Below are 20,913 nucleotides of genomic sequence, written 5' to 3' on the forward strand. Positions count from 1 at the left end.
TGGTGCGCAGGTCTGCGATGGCGAAAGGGCGAAGCGCGGCGATGCGGGCAAGATCGGCATCGCTGAGCAGGTTCATCTGGTCGGAACGAAAGGCCAGGCCGGACTTCACCACCCGCCCATCAATCGTGCGATAGCCGCCGATATCGCGAAAGTTTGGCGCGGTGGACAAGGCCAGCGTCGGTGCGTCCACAGCGGCGGACTGCTCGGCCACCGTGGGCGCGCAACCCGCCAGCAGCAATCCAAGCGCAAGGGCGCAGGCAAGGCGTTTCATGGTCATACCCTTTGCGACGAGATGTTGCCGCCATCGACCACCAGTTCGGCCCCGGTGATATAGCTGGCCTCTGCCGATAGCAGAAAGCGGATGGCGCGCGCGACTTCTTCCGGGCGGCCCAGACGTTCGAGCAGGATGCGCTTTTCGAACCAGCCTTCGGGCAGATTGTCTATCGCCGGGCGCGTCATGGGGGTAACGATCTGGCCGGGCGACACCGAATTGATGCGGATGCCATCACGCGCCAGACGATCTGCCAGGGAGCGGACGAGCGAGAGCAGCCCGCCCTTGCCGGCAGAGTAGACCGGGTTGATGGCGTTGCCCAAGGTGGCGTTGATCGATGTGACCGCGACAACTGCCGAACCTTGCTGCGCGGCCATATCGGCGCGCATTTCCTTCACCATGAACGCCAGCGCGCGCAAATGGATGGCGATGCCGCTGTCCCAGCTTTCGGGCGTAAGGCCATCGATCGAATCCGTATCAACGGTGCCCGCCGAATGGACGAGGCCACCAGCGGGACCAAGCGCCGTGCGCGTTGCTGCAAGGGCTGTGGGAATGGCCGAAAGATCGCGCAGATCGATGGCAATGCCAAAGGCGCGCACGCCGCGTTCGGCTTCGATTTGCTGCGCAGCATTTCGTGCAGCATCGCCATTGATATCCCACAATGCCACCGGACGGCCCACGGCGGCCAGCGCCTGTGCAGTGGCAAGGCCGATGCCCGATGCTCCACCGGTGACGATCACCGGCGAGGAGGGAACGGAAAGCTGCGTCTGGAACATGTCGGTCATGGAGATCCCTTCAATATTCGAAGCGGAGTTCAAGGCCATAGCTGCGCGGATCGCCAAAGAAGGCCGCCGGAAGCCCTGCTGAGAAGTGGGCCAGATAATACTTCGTATCGGTAAGATTGCGCCCATATGCGGCAAGCTGCCACTTGCCGAAGCCCACGGGAATTCCCGACAGCGCGATGCGCGCGCTCAAGATACCGTAATCCCCGATCACATATCGCGCATCGGTGGTGGACGAGAACTTGCGGCTTTGCATGTAGTAATCGACGCTGGCGCTGGGCAGGCCGAGCGGCGTTTCGGGTAAGGTCCATTCCGCACCCACGGTAAGCGTGTGTCGTGGCGCTTCCACGAAATTGAAGCGCCCGGCAATGTTCGCGCCGGTGACCTGATCGGTGATCCGGCGATAGCCTGCGTCAAGGAACGCATAGCTGGCGTTGAACGTCAGCGCGCGCGAGGGCTTTGCGGTAATATCGAGTTCAAGGCCCTGAATGCGCGCTTCGCCAGCGTTGAAGATATCGGTCACTGCGGGGTTCGCAGGATCGGACTGGATATTGACCTGAATGTCGCGATAATTGGCGCGGAACAGGGCAATGTTGGCGCGCAGGCGATTGTCCAGCCAGCTGGACTTCACGCCCACTTCAAAGGAATCCAGCCGTTCAGGCCCATAGCCCTCGGCAAAGCGCGCAATCGTGCTGGCGCGCAGGTTATATCCCCCCGATTTGTACCCGCGTGACCATTTGGCATAAAGGTTCACATCCCGGCTGGCTTCATACCCGATGATCACGCTGGGGCTGTAATCGGTGAAGGTGTTGTCGCCGCTGCCCTGCGGGCGGGTGGTGACGGTGCCGTTCAGCGCCACGCTGCTTTGATCCAGCGTCGCCTTGCGGTTGTCCTGCGACCAGCGCAATCCGCCCGTCAGGTAGGCGCCATCCAGCATGGCCGGGCGCCATGTTGCCTGCCCATAAAGCGCCCATGCGCGGTTATGGACGGTGGCCGTGCGCAACGATGTGGCGCGGCCAGCGGGGACGGAACTGTCAAAGCTGGAGGCCTTTTCATCGAAGAAATAGGCACCCAGCGTATATTCAAGCTGGCTGTCGAAGGTAGAGCCGACGAGCTGCAGTTCTTCGCTCCACTGGCGCTGCGTCTGCTGGAATTCGGTGAGGAACACCGGGAAGGGACCGGCGACACCGGTCAGGTAGTTCTGATTGGTGTAGTTCGCCAGCTTGCGATAGCCGGTGATCGATTTGACGGTGAGCGCATCGGATACCGTCCAGCTTGCGGTCAGGCCGTGGCCCTGCGCCGTCACGTCGTTTGCCTTTAGGCCACGCACGGCGGGCGATCCGGCAGTGGGGCGCCGGGCAAGCAGCGGGTAGAACGGGGCCGAAACCATGAAGGCGGGCGTATCCGCAATGTCCGAGCGGTCATAGGCATAGCGCACTTCAAATGCAGGGGCGGGCTGCCATAGCACTGCGGCGCGCCACGCATCGCGGCGCTGATCGCCGAAACGGGCCACGCCGGTGCCAGGATTGCGGACGAAGCCATCCTTCTGGCTGTGCAGATAGGCGAGTTCCACCGCCAAGGTATTGCCCACCGGTACGTTCACACTGGTGCGCGAACGGAACTGGTCATAGTTGCCATAGGCGAGCGTCTGGCGGGCGTGAAACTCACCCAACGTGGGCTGGCGCGTGATGTAGTTGATCGCACCGCCGGTGGCATTGCGGCCATAGAGCGAACCTTGCGGACCGCGCAGCACTTCGATCCGTTCAACTTCGGCGATTTCGGCGGCAAGCCCCTGTCCGCGCGCCACATAAACGCCATCGAGATAGATCGCGACGCTGGGGTCCACGGTGATCTGATCATCGTTGTTGCCCACGCCGCGCAGGAATACGCGCGCGGTGGTGGCGCTGTTGGGGTGCGGGGTGATCTGGAGCGAAGGCACCTGGCTGCGCAGATCGGTAAGATCGGCAATGCCCTTTTTGGCGATGTCATCAGACGTAAGCGCGACGATGGAGAGCGGCGTCTTCTGCAGCGGTTCGGCGCGCTTCTGCGCGGTGACGACGATTTCCGCGATACCGCCGTCCTGCTGTTCCGGCGCACCATCCTGTGCATGGGCGGTGGTGGCAAGCGCCAGAGCGAGCAGGCCTGCGCCCCCCTTGATCGTCGACTGTTGCATGATTCTCTCCCTACCTGCGCCGTTTCGGCACTGTTTTCTACGTCCTGTTAGATTTTCTACCTACAAGAAGGTAGAATTGCAACAGTGTTTGTGCAAAGGTGCGCAGCGATGGCTTGGGAGTGCGGTTACAGACCGCTATGACGGGCGCATCGCGCGTTCGATTTTGGGCGTGATCTTTGGGGAAAGCCGCTTGTCCACCGCCAGATTGCCTGATGATCCGATGCAGAACGGCGCGAAGCCGGTGGCGCGGCAGCCGCGCGGCGATGCCACGCGGCAGGCCATCCTCAATGCGGCAGAGCAGGTATTTGCCGATCTCGGCTATGCCGCGGCGCGGCTGGAAGACGTGGCGCAAGTGGTGGGCATCCGCCGACCATCGATCGTCTATTACTTTCCCGGCAAACAGCAGCTCTACGATGCGGTGGAAGCCGAAATCTTTGGCGCGATGCACGCCTTCGTGACCGACCGCATGACAGGCACGGAAAAGCCGATGGACCGGCTGCTGGCGCTGTTCGACGCCTGGCTGGACTTTCTGGTGCAGCGCCCCACGGCAGCACGGATCATCCAGCGCGTGGTGGCTGACCCGGCACCGCGCGGCGACAATCCCGTGCTGTTTTCCGATACGGCACTGCGCGATCTGGAAGCCATTCTGGATGCGGGTGTGACCGACGGCAGCTTTCGCCCGATCCCGGCGATGCACATCCTGAACAGCATTGCCGCAGGGGCGCTGTTCTACGTCTGCAATGCAAGGCAATTGGGCGACAGGCGGCAATACGATCCCGCCGATGCAGATACGCTGGCGGCATTTCGCGCAATCATCCACCAGCAGGCTCGCATCGTGGTGAGTGCATAGCCCGATCGGGTTATGCGCCACCAGCGCGCGAGAGGTAACTTCGGCAGCGGAACAAGAACACGCCCGGCAACAGGGCGGCAGCCGGAGAGTCTCATGAAATTCTCGATCATATATGAAGCGCAAATGGTGGACACCAGCCGCGAGAACGAGCGCGCGGTGTTCCTGCAGATCGTGGAGCAGGCGAAACATGCCGAGGCGCATGGGTTTGATTGCATCTGGTGCGTGGAACATACCGCGCTGACGCAATATGCACACATGTCGGCCCCCGAAACGGTGCTGGCGTTCATTGCCGGCGCGACGAGCCGTATCCACATCGGCCACGGCGTGGTCTGCCTGCCCCCTGCGATGAACCATCCGGTAAAAGTGGCCGAACGCATCGCCACGCTGGACATTCTTTCGCAGGGACGGTTGCACTTCGGCGTGGGCAAGGGCGGCACGCAGCAGGAAGCAGGAACGTTCGGCTATGACCTGAACGAATTGCAGCCGATGATCGATGAATCGATGTACCTGATCCCGAAGATCATGGTGCAGGACGAGATCGAGCACGACGGCCAGTTCATCAAGATTCCCAAGCGCCCGATCCATCCCAAGCCGTATCAAGATCCGCATCCGCCGATGTACATGGCCTGCACACGCGAGAACACGCTGCTGGCGGCGGGCGCGCGCGGCATCGGCGCGCTGGTTCTGGGCTTTTCCGGCCCGGACGAGATTGCCAAGAAGAACGCGGTCTATCGCGAGGCTTTCCGCACACGCAAGGCGGAGGATCAGGTAGGCTTCCGCCCGACCGAACACCTTGCCGCGCTATGCGCCGCCACCGTGCTGGACGACCGCGAAAAGGCGCGCAAGATCGGTTTGCGCGGGCAACGTTTCTTCGCGGAAAGCATCGCCTATTGGTATCAGGGCGGACCGAAGCCAACGGTGGACGAAAACCTCGATGCCGCAGATCACGCCAAAGTGCTTGAGCAGGGCAAGCAGGCGACGATTGCCTATCTTTCGGAAGAAGCGATCCCGGTGGGGGACGAGCATCTTTCGAACTACACCGTGGCGCAGGACGCCTATGGCACGCCGGACGATTGCATCCGCTATGTCCAGCGGCTGAAGGATGCGGGCGCGGACGAAATCCTCTTCATCTTCCAGATGGGCGGCATCCCGCACGATGTGATCATGGAAACGATCCGCAACATCGGGGAAAAGGTGATCCCGCACTTCCGCGCGATCGAGGCAGCAGAGGCGGAGGAGATGGAAGCGGCTGAATAGGGCGGATCAGCCAGGTTCGAAGCCATGAAAGGGTGCCAGCGCGGCACCCTTTCTTTTTGGCAAGTGGGTAGTTTGCAAACACACCCGTTGGCAGTCGTCATTGCGAGCCTCGCGTAGCGAGGAGAAGCAATCCAGAGCGGTTTAGGCCAATTCTGGATTGCTTCGTCGGCTTCGCCTTCTCGCAATGACGATACGTGTTTACGAACTATACAATCGCCTTCTTTTTGGCGTCAGAAAGAGAAGCCAGCCTCGATGCCGTAGGTCCGGCCTCGTTCATAACTGCCGGTGAACAACAGCACCGGTGCGCCGAAGCTGATGTAGCGCTTGTTGAAAATGTTGTCTCCGAAGGCGGCGATGGACAGGCGGGAGCCACCCAACGGCATGTCGGCAAGGCCGATCCTGCCGTTGACCAGCCAGTAGGCGGGCTGGCGGTTGCGATCTTCCAGCACAACTTGCCCCGCCAGATTGCGCAAGGGGGTTGAGGTCAGGAAATAGGCACTGCGATAGCGGGCTTCGAGCAGCGCGGTAACGTGGCCGCCCTGGCTGGTAAGGTCGGGCGAATTATAGGTCACGGCGGTGCGCCCGGTCCAGTTCGAGAAGTAGGTGGGCCGGGCAAAGGCCGCAACGTCCTGACCGTTCAGGACGAAGGTATCGTAATCGAAATCGGTATAGCCCACGCTTCCCGACAGGTTCAGGCCTGCCGCGGGCACGATGTCCAGTTCCGCTTCGAAGCCCTTGATCTTGGCCTTGCCCGCATTGTCGAAGAACTGGCGGCCATTGATGAAGTTCTGCGTCTGCAAATCCTTGTAATCGTTGTAATAGGCCGAAACGTTCAGCCGCACGCGATTATCGAGGAACTGGGTCTTTGCCCCCACTTCATAGCTCGTCAGGTTCTCTGGCCGGTAGGGAATGCCGCTGAGGATACCGCCGGAAACATAGCCGGTGGCGACCTTGGCGAAGATCGTGCTCTGATCGTTCGGCCGCCATGTAGCGATGCCGGTATAGGTCAGCTTTTTGTACGTCTGCTTGTAGGTGCCGACGCCGAGGGAACCACCCTGTGCGCCCGAAATGACGGAAATCTGCAATTCGCGGTCGTCAATCGTGCCGCGCAGGCCACCAGTGATGTCAAAGCTATCCGAAAGATGGACGGTCAACTGGGCATAGCCTGCCATTGAATCGTTCACCCCCACGGTGCGGGTAATGCCGCTGCCGAACACCGCATCAAGCGGGCTGGGGACGATCGTGGCTGAAGGCGTGGGCGACAGGATGCCGAGCACTTCGGTTCCGGGCGAGTTTTCGTGGAAGTAGAACAAGCCTGCGGTCAACTGGTAGGCATCGTTGCTGAGCTGGAACTGCAACTCCTGGCTGAACTGCTTCTGCCGTGTGGCGCGGGCGGACAGCAGGGGGAAGAAATAGTCGTTCGCCCCCGGCACATTGGCCGGATTGAACAGCGCCGCCTGAATTTGCTGCGGCGTAAGGCCCGGCGTGATCAGCGCACCCAACTGGCCAAAGGTAAAGCGCATTCCGCTTGCTGAACCCAGATCGAAAATCACCGGGTCTTGCCGGAACTTGCGATAGGCGGTGATCGACTTGACCGTGAAATTGTCGCTGGCGTCGAGCGTCAGGGTCAGGCTGTGCCCTTGGGTAACAGTGTGTTCTTCACTGGTGGCCGCAGCCACCGACGAAAGCGGGCCGTTCAGCCCTTCGTTGGTCGTGCCGCCGAAGAATGGTTGCAGGGCGACGATGGGGGCAAGCAACTGGCCAGAGGCATCGGGGATCACGCCAAGGCTTTGCATCGCGCGGCCTGATGCGCGTGTATCGGTATAGTCGAAGCGGTAATCGGCGGTCAGCGCGCCAAATTCACCGCGCACGGCAACTTGCCCGCCATCGACATTGCGATGGCCCAGCTTCTTCACAAACCGCTGCGTGCCGAATTCGGGCGCACGCAGGGCGATGTTCAGGCCTTTGCCCGCCATCGTATTGGTCACATCACCGTCGATCTGATCGTGCAGATAGGACAGGCGGACGGAAAACGGGCCGATCTGCGGAAGATCGAGCGAAACCTTGCCGCGCCAGGCATCGTAGTTGCCATAGGAGCCGGTGGCACGCACGCCCCATTCTCCCTTGGGCGCGGCAGTGACGATGCTGATCGCGCCCGATGTGGCATTGCGCCCGAACAGCGTGCCTTGCGGGCCGCGCAGCACTTCAACCCGCTGGATATCGCTGAAATCCAGCAGCGAACCGACGGCGCGACCGATATAGACGCCATCGATATAGATGCCGACCTTGGGATCGACAGAGTTGCTCGACGTGCCGGATGCCACGCCGCGAATGATGATGGTCGGGTTCGACTGCTGGCCTTGCGCGTTGAACTGCAGGCTGGGGGCAAGCCCCGCAAGGTTGCGCACGCTGGTAACGCGCAGGGCGGCAAGCTGTTCGGTCCCGATGGCGGTGACGGCCACGGGCACCTTTTGCAGGCTTTCTTCGCGGCGCTGGGCCGTGACGATGATTTCCTGAACCGACGTCTGGCCGCCGCTGGCCGTATCCTGCACTTCTGGCGCCTGTTCTTCGGCATGAGCAGCGCCCGTCAGCGCAAAAGCACCTGCCGCCAGCATCGAACCGCGCAACAGCGTTGATCGGATATACCGTGCTTTCATCATCATTCTCCCTCCGTCATTGTTATTGTTATTCGGCAGACCGGCGTTCCCCGCCGTGACGCCGCGCGGGCGGCAAGACGCATGTGCGTCAGGCCGCCCAGGCATTTCAGATTGTGTTCTTGATGACCTGACCCACCGTCATTCAGCGGCTTCCATCAACGGCTCGCCGTAATGCGGATCATCCTCGTTGCAGAGGCGGTTGGTCAGATCCCAGCGATTGTCGATGACCGGCGTGATGCCCAGTTCGCTGCGGATGTCGTCGATCTGCACATCGGCATATTCGCGCCAGTCGACCAGCATCAGCGGATACTTCCAGTTGCGGCCCTGCTGCGCACCGAGGTATTCCGCCTCAAGGTTCACAACCATCGCATCGGGATAGAACAGGCCGTCCTTCATCACCGTCTTGGCCTTCAGATAAAAGGCGATGCGGCTGAAGAAGTTGCTGAGTTCCGGGTGAAAGTAGACCGACTTGGCGTGCATATTGGCCGAAAGCAGCGCCACTTCGCCGCCGTGGTTGGGTCCAAAGCCGCTGACCATATGTTCGATATCGTGCGAAAGTGCGGTCTGGCGCAGATAGAAGGTGAAATCGTTCACCACCTGAATTTCCTGAAAGAACAGGTCGAGCTGGTAACCCGAATTCGCCATGAAATTGTAGATGGCCGCACCCAGCGTGCCCGGCGCGCAATCTTTGGTTTCGGCCAGTGTGAAGTTCGAAAGGCTGCGGCGCTCCAGCCAACGCTTGAACAGTGGCAGGCGCGCCTTTTCCATTTCGAAAAGTTCGATGATCCGGGGCATGTCTTCCAGATCGTGCAGGATCTGCGCAACTTCGGGGATATAGGCGGTGTTGGGCAGATCAGGCCCATTGCGGCGCAGCATTTCCTGCGCGATCAGCGGCCGCAGGCCGGAATGGTTGAGGTATTTTGACGAGCTGACGAGGACCGAGCTTTCGGTCTCGATCTTGCGGATTGCACCGTTGAAATAGGCGCGGTCGGCTTCACCGATCTTGGCTTCGCTCATGTTCGGCATCCTTCTCTGGTCTGTTTTTCGTTGGAATGCGGAAGCGGGGGCGCCCGGAGGGATGGGCGCCCCCTTCGAGGAAGCTGGTCAGGGCTTCCTCAATGCTGTGCTGGCCCGGATTATTCGGCAGCCTCCGCCAGTGTGCCCACATCGTTGGCGGGCGAAAGGAACTGTCCCGGCATCGCGCCGGTGAAGGCGCCGTTCTCGAACGTGGGCACGCCGTTCACCAATGTGATGCGCGTCGGCATGGCCTGACGGGTAAAGCGCCAGGTGGTGCCGCCCCGGCCATCGGGTACGTCGAAGGCCTTCTCCATTTCGCGGCGCTGGATTTCGTCCATGTTGAACACGGCGATATCGGCGCGCTTGCCCACGGCGATCACGCCGCGATCGTTAAGGTTGAAGTGTCCAGCCAGCTTGCCGGTCATCACATGGATGGCCTGTTCCAGCGTCAGCTTCTGCTCTTCACGCACATATTGCGTCAGCAGCAGCGCGTTCTCGCCACCGCCGCACAGCATCTGAAGATGCGCGCCAGCGTCCGAGATATTGCCGACGGTGCGCGGGTCGTTCATCAGTTCCAGCGTCAGCGCCTCGTCCTTGGGGAAGGGGGCCATATGGACGGTCGATCGGGTGCCGTTCGCAATGATCCAATCGGCCATCGCGTCGCTGCGGTGCAGGCCACGGCTGTCGGCGTATTCCTTCAGCGTGATGCCCACCGGGCCGGTGCCGTTTTCGCTGTCGAGCAGGAACAGTTCCTGCGGGTTCTTCAGCGGCGAATGATCCCAGGCGTTCTTGTCCCAGCTTTCGCGGGCGCGGGCGCGCCAATCGGCATTGGCCAGCAACGCGGCTTTCTTGTGATGATCATCCTCCAGCACCACTTCGTGCCAGACATAATCGTTGGACTGCGCAAAGATCAGCGATTTGACGAGGCTGAGCGTGGATGTGGGGGAAACGTGGGCATAGCCCGGCCACACATCGACACCGGCTTCGCGCATCTTGCGCACCGATTCCTGCATGGCGGGCAGGATGCCCTTCTGGAATTCCAGCGTGGGCACGGCGCCTGCGATCTGGACCTTGATCTTGCGGCCCGCCAGCAGCTTGGACAAGCGTTCGAGGTTGGCCGGACCGGTCATTCGCATGAACGTATCGACGATCACCTGATAGCAGCAGCCGGGATAGCGTTCCATCACCGCGAACAGGGCTTCGAATTCGGCGTCGTTAGCTTTGAGCGTCGGGACGGGGCGATCCTGCCCGTCATGGTCGTGCATGTTGTCGGACATGCCCAGCGCACCTGCTGCCAGCGCATCGTCGAGCAGGTCTGCCATCCTGGCGATTTCTTCCGCCGTCGCCTCGCGGTCCCACGCATCCACACCCATCGCGGCAAGGCGGATGGCGATATGGCCGACATAGGCGGCGTAGTTCAGCGGCACCCTGACGTTGCGCTCCACCGATGCGCGGTATTCCGACCAGCTGTTCCAGTCCCACGGAAGGTTCTGCATGAACGGGCCTTCGGGGATATCTTCGAAGAACGAAAAGATGCCGATCATTTCGCGCTGGGCCGGCATGTATTTGTGCAGCGGCGCGGGCGAAAAGCCGCAGTTGCCAAGGATCATCGTGGTTGCACCATAACCGGGCAGGGGATCGAGATCGGGCTGCCACCACATCGTGCCATCGTAGTGGGTGTGGCTTTCGATAAAGCCCGGCGTCACATGGCAGCCGCTGGCATCAAACACGCGCTCGCCATTGGGGGCAAGGTTTTGGCCCACTTCTGCGATCAGGCCATCGCGCACGCGCACGTCAGCCTTGATCGCTGGTGCGCCGGTTCCGTCCACGACGGTGCCGTTCCTGATAAGAATATCCGACATCTCTTTCTCCCAATCTGCCGAACCATCCGGGCGTTCATGCTGCAATTTGTGCAGGCAGCCGGTGGGCGGGTTGAGTGCAGCATATGTCGGTGTTTGAGTCGGTCGAAGGAGAGGCTTGCCAAAGGGATCGTTTCGTTATCTGATGCAGATCATGACGCGATACGAATCCAGCGCATCCGCAATGTTATCCGTTTTGCGCCGCCATTTGCGCAAAGATGGCTGGACAATTTTGCGCCTTTCACGCGAAATTGGCGTGGGTGAAGCCACGGTAAAGCGCTGGCTGGCGGGCAAGGGGCTGACAATCGACCGGTTGGAGGCGATGGCACGGTTGTGTGGTCTGGTGCTGGGAGATCTTGCGCGTGAGGCCGAAGATGCGCCAGGCGAACTGGCGCATGAACTGACGCTGGCGCAGGAAAAGGCCCTGTCCAGCAACATCTTTCTGTCCTTCTTGTTCATGACCATTCTGAATGGTGTGCAGCCCACGGAAACCGCCGCCGATTTTGCCGTACCGCCCCGCACGATGGAGGCAGCGCTGGCCCGGCTTGAGCGGTTGGCCCTGATTGATCGGTTGCGCAGCGGGCGCGTGCGTCCGCTGGTGGATCGAACGATGGTGTTCCGCAAGCTGCCGCTGCGCTCACTGTTCGAACAGCACATGAAGCGCGTGTTCTTCGAACTCGATTACAGCGCGCCGGAAACGACCTACATTTCCGAGGTGGTGAAACTTTCGCGCGCGGGCGAAGCGCAGCTGGCCGAATTGATGGAGCAGTTTCGGGGGCAAGTGCAGGCGCTGGCAGATCGCGATGCGCAAGGTTCCGCACTGGGCCGCGAATGGATCGGCCTGCTGGGCGTAATGCGCCAGCTTGACCTTTCGCCCATACGCGAAGCGCAGTGGGAATTTGGATAAATATACGCGAATATGAAGTTTTAGCAATTATAAATCGATATATGCGTAATTTGATTGACTCTATAGCCTCGCTTTTTGAAACTCGCTGAGTATGGTCTGCGCAGCGCAGCGAAAGGGAGAGATCATGGAAGTCAACTTCCCCACCGGGACGACAATCGTGTTTGGCGGCAGCGGCGGTATCGGTCGTGGCGTAGCGTTGGAGTTTGCACGCGAAGGCAGCGATGTGGCGGTGGTCTATCGCTCAAAGCCCGATGTGGCCGAAGCGGTTGCGGCGGAAATCCGCGCGATGGGACGCAAGGCCTCGATCCACAGGGCCGATGTTCGCGACAGGACGCAAGTAACCGCCGCATTTGCCGAAGCGGTGAACACGCATGGCCGCGTGCATACCGTGGTGTGGGGCGCCGGGCCGGTGGTGCCGCAGGTGCCGATTGCGGACTGGACCGAACAGATGTTCCGCGATTCGATGGAGATCGAGGCGTTCGGCTTCAACAATGCTGTCCACACCGCTTTGCCGCACATGCGCGCCAATGGCGGGGGCAGCTTTGTTCATCTCGGATCGGCAGGGCATGACTGGTGGCCCAGGCTGGATGGCCTTTCGGTTGCGCCAAAGGCCTGCAACGAAGCGCTGGTCAAAGGCATTGCCAAGGAAGAGGGCGTGAATGAAATCCGCGCCAACTCCATCCTCGTCGGCGTGATCGATGCAGGCCAGTTCAAGATCGGACAGGAAGCCGGCACGTTCACGCCTGAATGGGAAGCGGCGGTCAAGGCGATGCTGCCGCTCAAGCGCTGGGGCACGCCGCAGGACATCGGGCAGGCGGCTGTGTTCTTCGCATCAAGCCGGGGCAACTATGTGACCGGTCAGACCATATCGGTGGGCGGTGGCTTCGGTGTCTGATCGGCACGGGATCGAACCCCGTGTCATCGGACCGGGCGAACTGGTGGCGCGCGAAAGCCTGCGCCACCTCGTTGCCGCCTATGGCCATGCCATAGACCGGCGCGACTGGAACTTGCTGCGCACGCTGTATCATGATGACGGGATCGACGATCACACGCCCTATTATTGCGGGCCGGTCGATGGGTACGTGGCGTGGCTACCGGGCATGATGGCCAATTGGCAGGCGACGATGCACACGGCCATATCCTGCCTGTTTGCCATTGATGGCGATCAGGCGCAGGGCGAAATTGCGGCGCGGGCCTGGCATCTGACGCTGGATGGCACGCGCCAGTTCGTGGCGTGGGGACGCTACGCCGATCACTATGCGCAGGTGGATGGCGTCTGGCGCTTCGCCAAACGGTCGTTCATCCTCGATTTTGCCGAGGATCTGCCGGTTGCCGCAGGTGATGACTTCGGCAGCGCTGGCGTAGGCACCGGGTCTGCCGGAGCCAACGACCCGGTTTATGCGCGACTGTCGTTGTTCGGCAGAGAGTGAGTGTCAGGCGGCAGCAAGGTTCGCCTTGTCCTGTTCAAGCGATCGGACTGCGCGCCACGCCGCCCATACACCGATGTAGCCAGTCGGGATCGCCACGCTGAGGCCGAACCGCAGGCCATGCGGGCCGGACCCGGCGATCCAGTCGCTCAACTGGCCCGCCAGAACCGGGCCAAGCACGGTTGCGAACATGCTGGAAATCAGCAGAACCAGCGCGGTGCCGGTGGCGCGGTGGGCATTGGGCAGCATGTATTGCAGGCCCGCCAGCACGCCCACCGACCAGCCTCCGCCCATCAGCCCCGCAGGCACGGCGAGGATCCGCGCCAGCGTCAGGCTCTCGCTCCACGTTACCAGCAGGATCGCGGTGGTCGCGCCGCCCAGCGCCAGTGCGGTCAGCCGAAGCTGCACAGTGGCATCGCCTTTGCCCAGACGGTCGGCCAGAAAGCCGAAGCCGAGCACGCCCAGCAGGCCGGGCATTCCGAACGACAGCGCGAAAGTGGCTCCGGCTGCCTGCGTGGAAAGGCCATAGGCGCGCTCGAACAGGGCCGGACCCCACATGCCGAAAGTAACTCCCGAAAGCGAGCCGAGCGCCATGACGGTCGCCAGCAACCGCACCGAGGGCGTGCCGATCAGCAACCGCATGGTTTGCCCCAGTGGCAGGACCGGAGCGGCGTGGGCCACAGGATCGCGCGCTGGTTCACGCACGATCAGCCACGTTGCCAGCGCCACGACGATCCCGATCAGGCCGAGCACGTGAAACGCGCTTTGCCAGGTGCTGACGGCAGCAATGGCAGGGCCACCAGCAAGGCCGCCCATCTGGCCGATATAGATGGCCGTGCCCATCAGCGCAAAAGCGCGCCCACGTTCCGAAACCGGGAAATAGGCGGCAATCAGCGCGGCGGCAGGGGCCTGGTAGGCCGCTTCGCCAATGCCCACGCCCACCCGAGCCAGCGCCAGCATTTCCGGGCTTGTCGCCATGCCCGACAGCAGCGTGAAGAAACTCCAGAAGGCACAGCCTCCGGCGATGATGAGAATGCGCGAGCGGCGATCTGCCAGACGTGCGATGGGCAGGGTGAACAGGCTGTAGAGCAGCGCAAAAGCCGGTCCCATCAGCAGCCCCATCATGGTGTCGCTGATGGCGAAGTGGGCCTTGATCGGCTGGGCAAGGCCGGGGATCAGGAAACGATCCGCGTAATTGAGGATGGCGACCAGCACCAGCAGGCTCAACGCCAACCAGCGATTGGTCAGCGGCCTCCCGCTTACCGTCATGGTCGCCACAAACGGGAGGGCAGGCGAACCGGCGGCAGAAGGCGCAGGCGCCACTACAGCGCCGCCACGAGGACGGTTCATCAAATCTCTCCCAAGGCGCAGATTATGCGTATTATTGCCCTGCGTATATTCTGCAAAGAACCTATTTGGAAGAGATTTATTCGCCTTAATCGGAATATTGGAGTTTCCGCTCTTGCATTTGTTGCATTTTTACCGCCGCCTTAGCCGGAAATAACGTAACCCCCGTCCACAACCAGCGTCTGCCCGGTGATCCAGCCCGCAGCCGGACTGGCAAGGAACGCTATGGCCTGTGCAATATCCTGAGGCTCGCCCAGACGGCCCAGCGGCGTGCGGGCAAGCGTGGGTGCGGTCCATGCGTCCTGCTCGAACGTGCCCGCGGTCATCCCACTGCGGGTAAGGCCTGCGGCCACGGCGTTGGCGCGCACGCCGCGCGGTCCCCAATGTGCCGCCATCGTGCGCGTCAATCCCAGCAACCCGGTCTTCGCCGCGCCATAGCCCGGCACGATCGGGATCCCGAAAAAGCTGCTCATCGATGCAATGCCGATCACCGACCCGCCGCCGGGCATGGGGCTGGCCGCCAGCAGATCCACCGTGCGGCGCGCCATGCGGAATGCGCCGTTCAGCAGCATGGCCACGGCCCGGTCGAATACATCAGGCTCCCATTCGTCAAGGCCGAGCGAAGGCAACGCGATCCCCGCGTTGTTCACCAGCACATCAAGCCGGGGCAGGGCCGCGGCCACCGCGTCGATCTGCGCCTTGTCCTCGATATCGAGCGGGAGATAGCGATAGGCCGAAAGATCGGCGTCATATTCGCTGGCGCTGCCGCGTGTGCCGGTGATGGTCACTTCGGCCCCGGCATCGCGAAACAGGGCAGCCGTCGCGGCCCCGATGCCACTGGTGCCGCCCGTGACAAGAACGTGTGCGCCGGCAAAATCGTGCTTCGGTCCCATCGTCATACTACCTCCACATCGACCCAGCGTTGCTCTGCATTCGAACGCCGTGCCGCATCGAGAATGGCCTGATTGGCCGCCGCATCGCGGAAATCGCCTGCCGGATCGGGCAGCGGCGGCGCTGTGCCTGCAATGCGCGCACCGATCTGGGCGAACAGCTTGGCATAGGGCGCAACGTCGAAGCCCTGGCTGTGCCAGCGGTCCATTTCTGTCTGAACCAGTTCGCCAATCGGGAAAGGTTCAGGGGCCGGGTTGATCAGTTCGGGCGGCATATCGATCATCCGCGCGCCTTGGCCATCGCGCACCCAGACCTGTTCGGGATCGCCAAAGGCCGCGCCGGATTGAATCCACGCAGCGCCCTTGGTGCCCGCCACCTTGGTAGACATTACGAATGGGCCGGGAAAAGCCAGTGCGGCTTCGAGAAGGCCCATGCAGCCCGACGCCGTGCGGAACTGCAGCGTATAGTAATCGTCAGACGTCTGCGTTGGCCGACCGGGCGAGAGCTTGCGCAACACCGCGCTGACAGCGGCAAATTCACCCACCGTAACGCGCGCCTGATCAATCATGTGTGTGCCGAATGCGCCGAGGAATCCCCCGCCTTGTGCTGCGTCCAGCCACCAATCAGCCAAGGGTTCATCGGTATCGCCCCCCGGCTGCTGATAGGTGCGGTGGAACATCAGTGGATCGCCGATAGCGCCCGATCGCACCACGCGCGTCAGCAGCGCTTGTGCCGAATCAAAGCGGAACTCAGCACCCAGGGCATGGACCACGCCCGCAGCTTCGGCAGCGGCCAGCATCTCGCGCGCTTGTGCCAGATCGCGGGCAAAAGGCTTTTCGCACATTACCGCGCGCCCTGCGGCAATCGCCTGCATCACCGGCGAAAAATGCGCGTGGGGTGGGGTGGCCACGGTGACGAGGCGGATTGCGGGATCGTCTGCCAGTACGCGGGCAAGGTCATTTGCGGCCAGCGGGATGTTCAGCGGCGCGGCACGCGCCTGCGTCTTTGCCAGATCGCGCCCGACGATGGCCCGCACTTCAAACCCGGCATCGCGCAGGGCGCGGACATGGGTAAACAGGCCGAACCCGGTGCCGACGACGACAGCGCCAAGAGGAGATGGGGTCATGGGGTGTTCCTTGCATTTTCAAGAAGGGATCGCGTGGCAGCAGCCCAGCTTTGCGCCACTTGCGCCAAGGGCAGTTCGTTCTGCCGACTGTTGAAAACCTCGACCCCGATGGGCGCGGTTGATCCGATCTGGTCCAGCGTGTGCAGCAGGCCTGCCAGATCAAGCGCACCTTCGCCCGGCAGCAGGCGTGCGGTCATCAGTTCGGCCCACAGATCGGTCATGGGTTCGGCAGGCGCATCGCAAAGCTGGACGGTGTGAACGCGTGATCCGGGGATTTCGGCAAGTTCGGCCAGCGTCGATCCGCTGCGGAAGAAGTGCCATGCGTCGATGGTCAGCCCGCCATTGGGTCGCCCCGCTTCCTGCACGATCGCCCAAGCCTGCGCGAGCGTGCGGATACCGCCGACGGGCAGAAATTCGATATGGGCGCGCAGGCCATGTTCCGCCGCCAGATCGCAGAGCGTGGCAAAGCCGCTCGCCGCTTCATCAAGCGAAGGCGGCGTAGGGCAAAGGTCCACCGCCACCACCGAAGGCGCGCCGATGCGTGCGGCGGATTCGATCACCCGCTGCGCCGTCAACCCGCGCAGCAGCAACGAAAGGTCACCCCCATCGCCCTGCAATGGGTGGCGCGGCATCCAGTTTGCGGTGCAATCCATCTCGGCCACACGCAGGCCCGCATCGGCAATGCGCGATGCGATGTCCTTTGCGCTCATACCCTGCGCTTCCAGCGTCCAGACGTCGCCCGGCATCAGCGATAACGCCGTGAAGCCTGCCTTTGCGATGGGGCCAAGCCGGTCAAACAGAGCGACGCCGGGCAGGGCGGGTGAACAGAATACCAGATCGGTGCCCATCGCCATCAGTCCACAAACTGGCCGGTGGCAATGGCATCTGCGGGATCGAGCGTTGCCAGCCCGCCGCGCTCAAGATCGGTCAACGGCACGCGCCACAGCGTTACGGGCGCGGTTGCCTCGGTCAGCACGAAGCGCAAGCCCCAGATGCCGCGTTCGTGGCCATAGCTGTTGATCCAGTTGCCGCCCAAGCCCGGATCACGCTCTGCAATGACCACGCGCACGCGGCCATCGCTCTCTGCCACGTGGCGATAATTGCTGATCCAGCCGTTGCCGTCCTCGAACGTGTCCAGATTTTCCTGCCACACGTTGCACAACTGGAAGTTCCAGTATTCGCACGGCGGCGGCGTGAATTCGAGAACGAGCGCTTCGTCCAGCGCCTTTTCCCAGCCACCGAAGGCAACGTGGCGATCAGGCACGCCGCCGTTCGAAAGGTATTGCGCGCGGCTGTAATCCAGCCGGTTCAGCTTGGCTGCAAAGTTGCCTTGCGTGCCCTGCCACCAGTTGCGCACCAGTTCGGCGTAACCCAGCACCGCCTGCCCGGTCCACGCCAGGTTGTCGGCAATCAGGGCAGGGGTAACCGGTTCAGGCGGCGCGTGGTCGGCGCGCGCGATTGTCATCGCCGGAGCCTGTTCGCTTGCCCGGTCGGACCAGACGAGGCGGATCAGGATGCAGTTGGTTTCCGGCGTCAGTTTCAGCCAGTTGCGCCCGTCTTGTGGCTCGTTCTGCGATAGAACGACCTCGAACGATCCGTCAGCCTCGAACCGTATCTGGCGCGAATGGAGAAAGCCGGTGGTCTTGAGGTTCGAAGGATCGAAGCGTTTCAGGCCATCCAGTCCTTGCTCCGCCCAGTCCTGCGCACCGGGCGCATCGGGGGCGGGACAGGTGCACAGCGCCATCACGAAATAGGGGATCGAGCCGCGCGTGCCGGTAATCACGTAATCGCGGGCTTCATCGAACTGGCACATCAGATGGTCCTGATCGACCGTCTGGACATTGATCGATTGCCGCCAAACCATGTCGCGCAGGCGCGGGCGGGTGGGTTCGGCGTTCTCGATCAGGCGTTCCATGCTCGACCGGGCAAGCCGGCTCATGAAGCGATACCATTCCGCGCGATCCAGATCGGAAAGCGGGCCAGAGAAGCTGTCGATATGGCGACCTGCAACTTTCAGCGTATCGCAGAAATCATCCCATGCCTGCCCGGAAAGCAGGCGCGCGTGTGCGGTGTCAGACGGTTCCATCGTCAATTCTCCTGCTTCACCGGGAAACGGTCGTAGTAAAAGGCAAAACGCTGCCGCAGCGCCGCCACGTCCACGCCGAACACGCCTTCCAGATCGTAGACGACCTTGCCGTGGGCATGGCGCGGGTTGTCGGAAAGGTAGCCCAGCAGCTTCGCTTCGGTTTCAGGCGGCAGGTCCAGCCCGGCCAACGCATAGACGCGCCGCGCCATGCCTTCCTGATCGCCCATGTATTCGTGGAACAGCACGTCGATGGACTGGGCAGCGCCAAAGGCATCGCGCTGATCCACGCATTCGCGCAGAAGCCTCTCTATCCGGTCTGTCCACAAGGCGGCCAGTGCGGGCGGATCAACCGGATCGCGCCGGGTGCGGTCGGAATAGCCGAGCATAGTGGTGAGCGAGCACAGCACGTCCACCGGATCGCGATGGGAAATGACCATCGTCGCATCGGGGAACACCGCTTTGATCGCGGCAAGGTTTTCCATGTGTTGCGGCGATTTCAGCAACCAGCGGCGGCGACCTGCCTCGCCACGCTGCCACGAAAGCACCTGAAGCACTTTCTTTTCATAGGCATAGGAAACGGCCCGATCATGGGCGAGGTAATAATCAGTCCAGCGCGGCAGGCGGGCGGAGAACTCCCAGCTGTAGCAGTTCATGTCCATGAACAGCAGTTCGTTGTCTTCATGGATATCGTGTGCGGCCATTTCGTGCATGGCGGCCATGTGAGGCACCAGCGCGCCGAACTCGCCCCAGAACGCCGCCGAGCGCGCGATACGCGGATCTTCCTCGCCGGGTGCGGGTTGTGCAACAGGCACCGGCTCTTCCGATTCCCACAGCGTCAGCGAATTCAACCGGTCATCGCGTGACAGCCAGTTGACCAGATGGGTTGTACCCGAACGGGGCAGGCCAGCGATGAAGATCGGGCGATCGATGGGAATATCGAGGATTTCGGGATGCCGCTTTACCAGATCCTCGATCCGCAAACGGTTGGCCATCGACCGCACCGCTTGGCTAAGCACGAAGATGCGCCCCCCACGGGTAAGGCCTGTGTCCTCGTAAAGCGATTGCAGCACCACGCGCAGGCGTTCGCGGAATCCGGTGTCCTCACCGAAATCGTGAAGCCCGGTTTCTGCCATTGCCCGCGCCAGCACCTCGTCAGCGGTCATCGGGCAGGGGAAATCGGCAGGGCCTTCGCGCCATGCGAGAAGTGCGGGCGTGATCGCGGGGTCAGCCATGTCGTGAATGTGGATCAAGGGGGCGGTCGCGGTCATGCGGTTTCTCCGAATGTCAGCACCACTTTGGCCGCGCGCATCGGGTCGGCCGCCATAACAAGCGCATCGTGGAACTGCGAAAAATCAAATCGGTGGCTGATGAGAGCAGACAAGTCATGCGCACCGTGCGCCAGCATCGCCACGGCTTCACCGAATTCGGCAGCGCGGGCATCCGCGATGGAGCCGAACAGCGCAATCTCGTTGGCCATCACCCGAAACAGATCAAGCGGCAGCGGCTTGTGGTGCAGCGCGATGACCGAAATGCGAGCGCGGTATTTCGCCACATTGACAGCTTCGGCCAGCGCAGCCGTCGATCCTGCGCAATCGACGAACACATCGGTGCCGACGAACGGGGCGCCGAAGCGTTCATCGCCGCCGTGGAACCGTGTAAGCGCATCGGTCAGGCTTTCTGCCGCCACGTTCACGGCAAGGCCAGCACCCAATGCACGCGCCCGCTCAAGCCGTTCGGGCACGCGATCGAATATCGCGATATCCCGTGCGCCCAGATGCTGCGCCATCACCACCGTGCACAGCCCTATCGGCCCTGCACCAAGAACCGCGATCCTGTCTCCCGCCTGCACTTGCGCCACGCGAAGGCCATGCAGGGCAACCGACAGCGGCTCTGCCAGCGATGCTTCGGCAAAGGACAGGCCATCGGGCAGGGCAAACAGCGTTTCGCCAATCTCGGCGCCGCTGACACGGATGAACGGTGCCATCGCGCCATCCGGTCCGCCACCGCCGATATAGGCTCGATCAGGATTGACTGCCACGCGCAGCCCCGGCGCAATCCCACGCACATCCTTGCCCACGGCAATCACCGTGCCTGCAAACTCATGCCCGATGGGCAAAGGTTCGGTCAGCGGTTCAACGCCGCCCAGTCCGCCCTGCGCGATATAGCCCAGATCGCTGCCGCAAATGCCGCAGGCACCGATCTGCACCAGCGCTTCATCGCTGCCGATGACAGGCATGGGAATCGTATCGATTCTCACGTCGCT

General features: G+C 62.2%; 18 protein-coding genes. 5 read left to right on the forward strand and 13 right to left on the reverse strand.

The features are described 5' to 3' along the window. The 3 genes from ACOVQ0_RS18060 to ACOVQ0_RS18070 all read right to left on the reverse strand — a co-directional run. The coding region (locus ACOVQ0_RS18060; RefSeq protein WP_421887709.1) for a tyrosine-protein phosphatase at positions 1-271 on the reverse strand (271 nt) is incomplete at its 3' end. A 2-nt stretch (positions 272-273) separates the two neighbouring features. Next, positions 274-1,056 carry an SDR family NAD(P)-dependent oxidoreductase gene (locus ACOVQ0_RS18065; RefSeq protein ID WP_421887712.1) on the reverse strand — a complete coding sequence of 261 codons (783 nt, stop codon included), beginning with the start codon at positions 1,054-1,056 and terminating at the stop codon, positions 274-276. A gap of 10 nt (positions 1,057-1,066) precedes the next feature. Continuing rightward, entirely contained in the window at positions 1,067-3,226 is a 2,160-nt protein-coding gene (locus tag ACOVQ0_RS18070) for a TonB-dependent receptor (protein WP_421887715.1), read from the reverse strand. Positions 3,227-3,416: 190 nt separating this feature from the next. Between ACOVQ0_RS18070 and ACOVQ0_RS18075 the strand changes: the two genes are divergently transcribed. Then, complete coding sequence (locus ACOVQ0_RS18075) at positions 3,417-4,076, forward strand: TetR/AcrR family transcriptional regulator (protein WP_421887718.1); 660 nt, start codon at positions 3,417-3,419, stop codon at positions 4,074-4,076. Positions 4,077-4,169: 93 nt separating this feature from the next. Then, positions 4,170-5,333 (forward strand): LLM class flavin-dependent oxidoreductase, encoded by a 1,164-nt coding sequence (locus ACOVQ0_RS18080; RefSeq protein WP_421887721.1) that lies wholly within the window; start codon positions 4,170-4,172, stop codon positions 5,331-5,333. 230 nt (positions 5,334-5,563) lie between these two features. Here the strand turns inward: ACOVQ0_RS18080 and ACOVQ0_RS18085 are convergent, their stop codons facing one another. From ACOVQ0_RS18085 to ACOVQ0_RS18095, 3 genes are all read right to left on the reverse strand, one after another. Then, complete coding sequence (locus ACOVQ0_RS18085) at positions 5,564-7,996, reverse strand: TonB-dependent receptor (protein WP_421887725.1); 2,433 nt, start codon at positions 7,994-7,996, stop codon at positions 5,564-5,566. A gap of 132 nt (positions 7,997-8,128) precedes the next feature. Next, positions 8,129-9,007 (reverse strand): Coq4 family protein, encoded by an 879-nt coding sequence (locus ACOVQ0_RS18090; RefSeq protein ID WP_421887729.1) that lies wholly within the window; start codon positions 9,005-9,007, stop codon positions 8,129-8,131. 119 nt (positions 9,008-9,126) lie between these two features. After that, positions 9,127-10,869: a D-aminoacylase gene (locus ACOVQ0_RS18095; RefSeq protein WP_421887732.1), complete on the reverse strand. Its 1,743-nt coding sequence runs from the start codon at positions 10,867-10,869 to the stop codon at positions 9,127-9,129. Positions 10,870-11,020: 151 nt separating this feature from the next. Between ACOVQ0_RS18095 and ACOVQ0_RS18100 the strand changes: the two genes are divergently transcribed. From ACOVQ0_RS18100 to ACOVQ0_RS18110, 3 genes are all read left to right on the forward strand, one after another. Continuing rightward, positions 11,021-11,773 carry a helix-turn-helix domain-containing protein gene (locus ACOVQ0_RS18100; protein ID WP_421887735.1) on the forward strand — a complete coding sequence of 251 codons (753 nt, stop codon included), beginning with the start codon at positions 11,021-11,023 and terminating at the stop codon, positions 11,771-11,773. Positions 11,774-11,897: 124 nt separating this feature from the next. Continuing rightward, a complete protein-coding gene (locus ACOVQ0_RS18105; RefSeq protein WP_421887738.1) occupies positions 11,898-12,668 on the forward strand; it encodes an SDR family NAD(P)-dependent oxidoreductase in 771 nt (256 codons plus the stop codon). Further along, the gene (locus ACOVQ0_RS18110; protein ID WP_421887741.1) at positions 12,661-13,203 is read left to right on the forward strand and encodes a nuclear transport factor 2 family protein; all 543 of its coding nucleotides are present in this window, start codon (positions 12,661-12,663) and stop codon (positions 13,201-13,203) included. The genes ACOVQ0_RS18105 and ACOVQ0_RS18110 overlap by 8 nt, the downstream gene beginning before the upstream one ends. 3 nt (positions 13,204-13,206) lie before the next feature. On the opposite strand, the gene ACOVQ0_RS18115 is transcribed toward ACOVQ0_RS18110, so the two are convergent. The 7 genes from ACOVQ0_RS18115 to ACOVQ0_RS18145 form a co-directional block, all read right to left on the reverse strand. Then, positions 13,207-14,550, reverse strand: coding sequence for an MFS transporter (locus ACOVQ0_RS18115; protein ID WP_421887744.1), 1,344 nt, complete (start codon positions 14,548-14,550; stop codon positions 13,207-13,209). A 140-nt stretch (positions 14,551-14,690) separates the two neighbouring features. Beyond that, a complete protein-coding gene (locus ACOVQ0_RS18120; RefSeq protein WP_421887747.1) occupies positions 14,691-15,446 on the reverse strand; it encodes an SDR family NAD(P)-dependent oxidoreductase in 756 nt (251 codons plus the stop codon). Then, positions 15,443-16,564 carry a Gfo/Idh/MocA family protein gene (locus ACOVQ0_RS18125; protein WP_421887749.1) on the reverse strand — a complete coding sequence of 374 codons (1,122 nt, stop codon included), beginning with the start codon at positions 16,562-16,564 and terminating at the stop codon, positions 15,443-15,445. Before ACOVQ0_RS18125 ends, ACOVQ0_RS18120 begins: the two co-directional genes overlap by 4 nt. Continuing rightward, positions 16,561-17,418 carry a sugar phosphate isomerase/epimerase family protein gene (locus ACOVQ0_RS18130; protein ID WP_421887752.1) on the reverse strand — a complete coding sequence of 286 codons (858 nt, stop codon included), beginning with the start codon at positions 17,416-17,418 and terminating at the stop codon, positions 16,561-16,563. The genes ACOVQ0_RS18125 and ACOVQ0_RS18130 overlap by 4 nt, the downstream gene beginning before the upstream one ends. Then, positions 17,418-18,650 (reverse strand): DUF1214 domain-containing protein, encoded by a 1,233-nt coding sequence (locus tag ACOVQ0_RS18135; protein ID WP_421887755.1) that lies wholly within the window; start codon positions 18,648-18,650, stop codon positions 17,418-17,420. Before ACOVQ0_RS18135 ends, ACOVQ0_RS18130 begins: the two co-directional genes overlap by 1 nt. Before the next feature lie 2 nt (positions 18,651-18,652). Further along, a complete protein-coding gene (locus ACOVQ0_RS18140; protein WP_421887758.1) occupies positions 18,653-19,918 on the reverse strand; it encodes a sulfotransferase family protein in 1,266 nt (421 codons plus the stop codon). Then, positions 19,915-20,907 (reverse strand): zinc-dependent alcohol dehydrogenase, encoded by a 993-nt coding sequence (locus ACOVQ0_RS18145; protein WP_421887761.1) that lies wholly within the window; start codon positions 20,905-20,907, stop codon positions 19,915-19,917. The genes ACOVQ0_RS18140 and ACOVQ0_RS18145 overlap by 4 nt, the downstream gene beginning before the upstream one ends. Positions 20,908-20,913: the final 6 nt, after the last annotated feature.

This window comes from Novosphingobium sp., assembly GCF_049240505.1.
Classification (GTDB): Bacteria; Pseudomonadota; Alphaproteobacteria; order Sphingomonadales; family Sphingomonadaceae; genus Novosphingobium.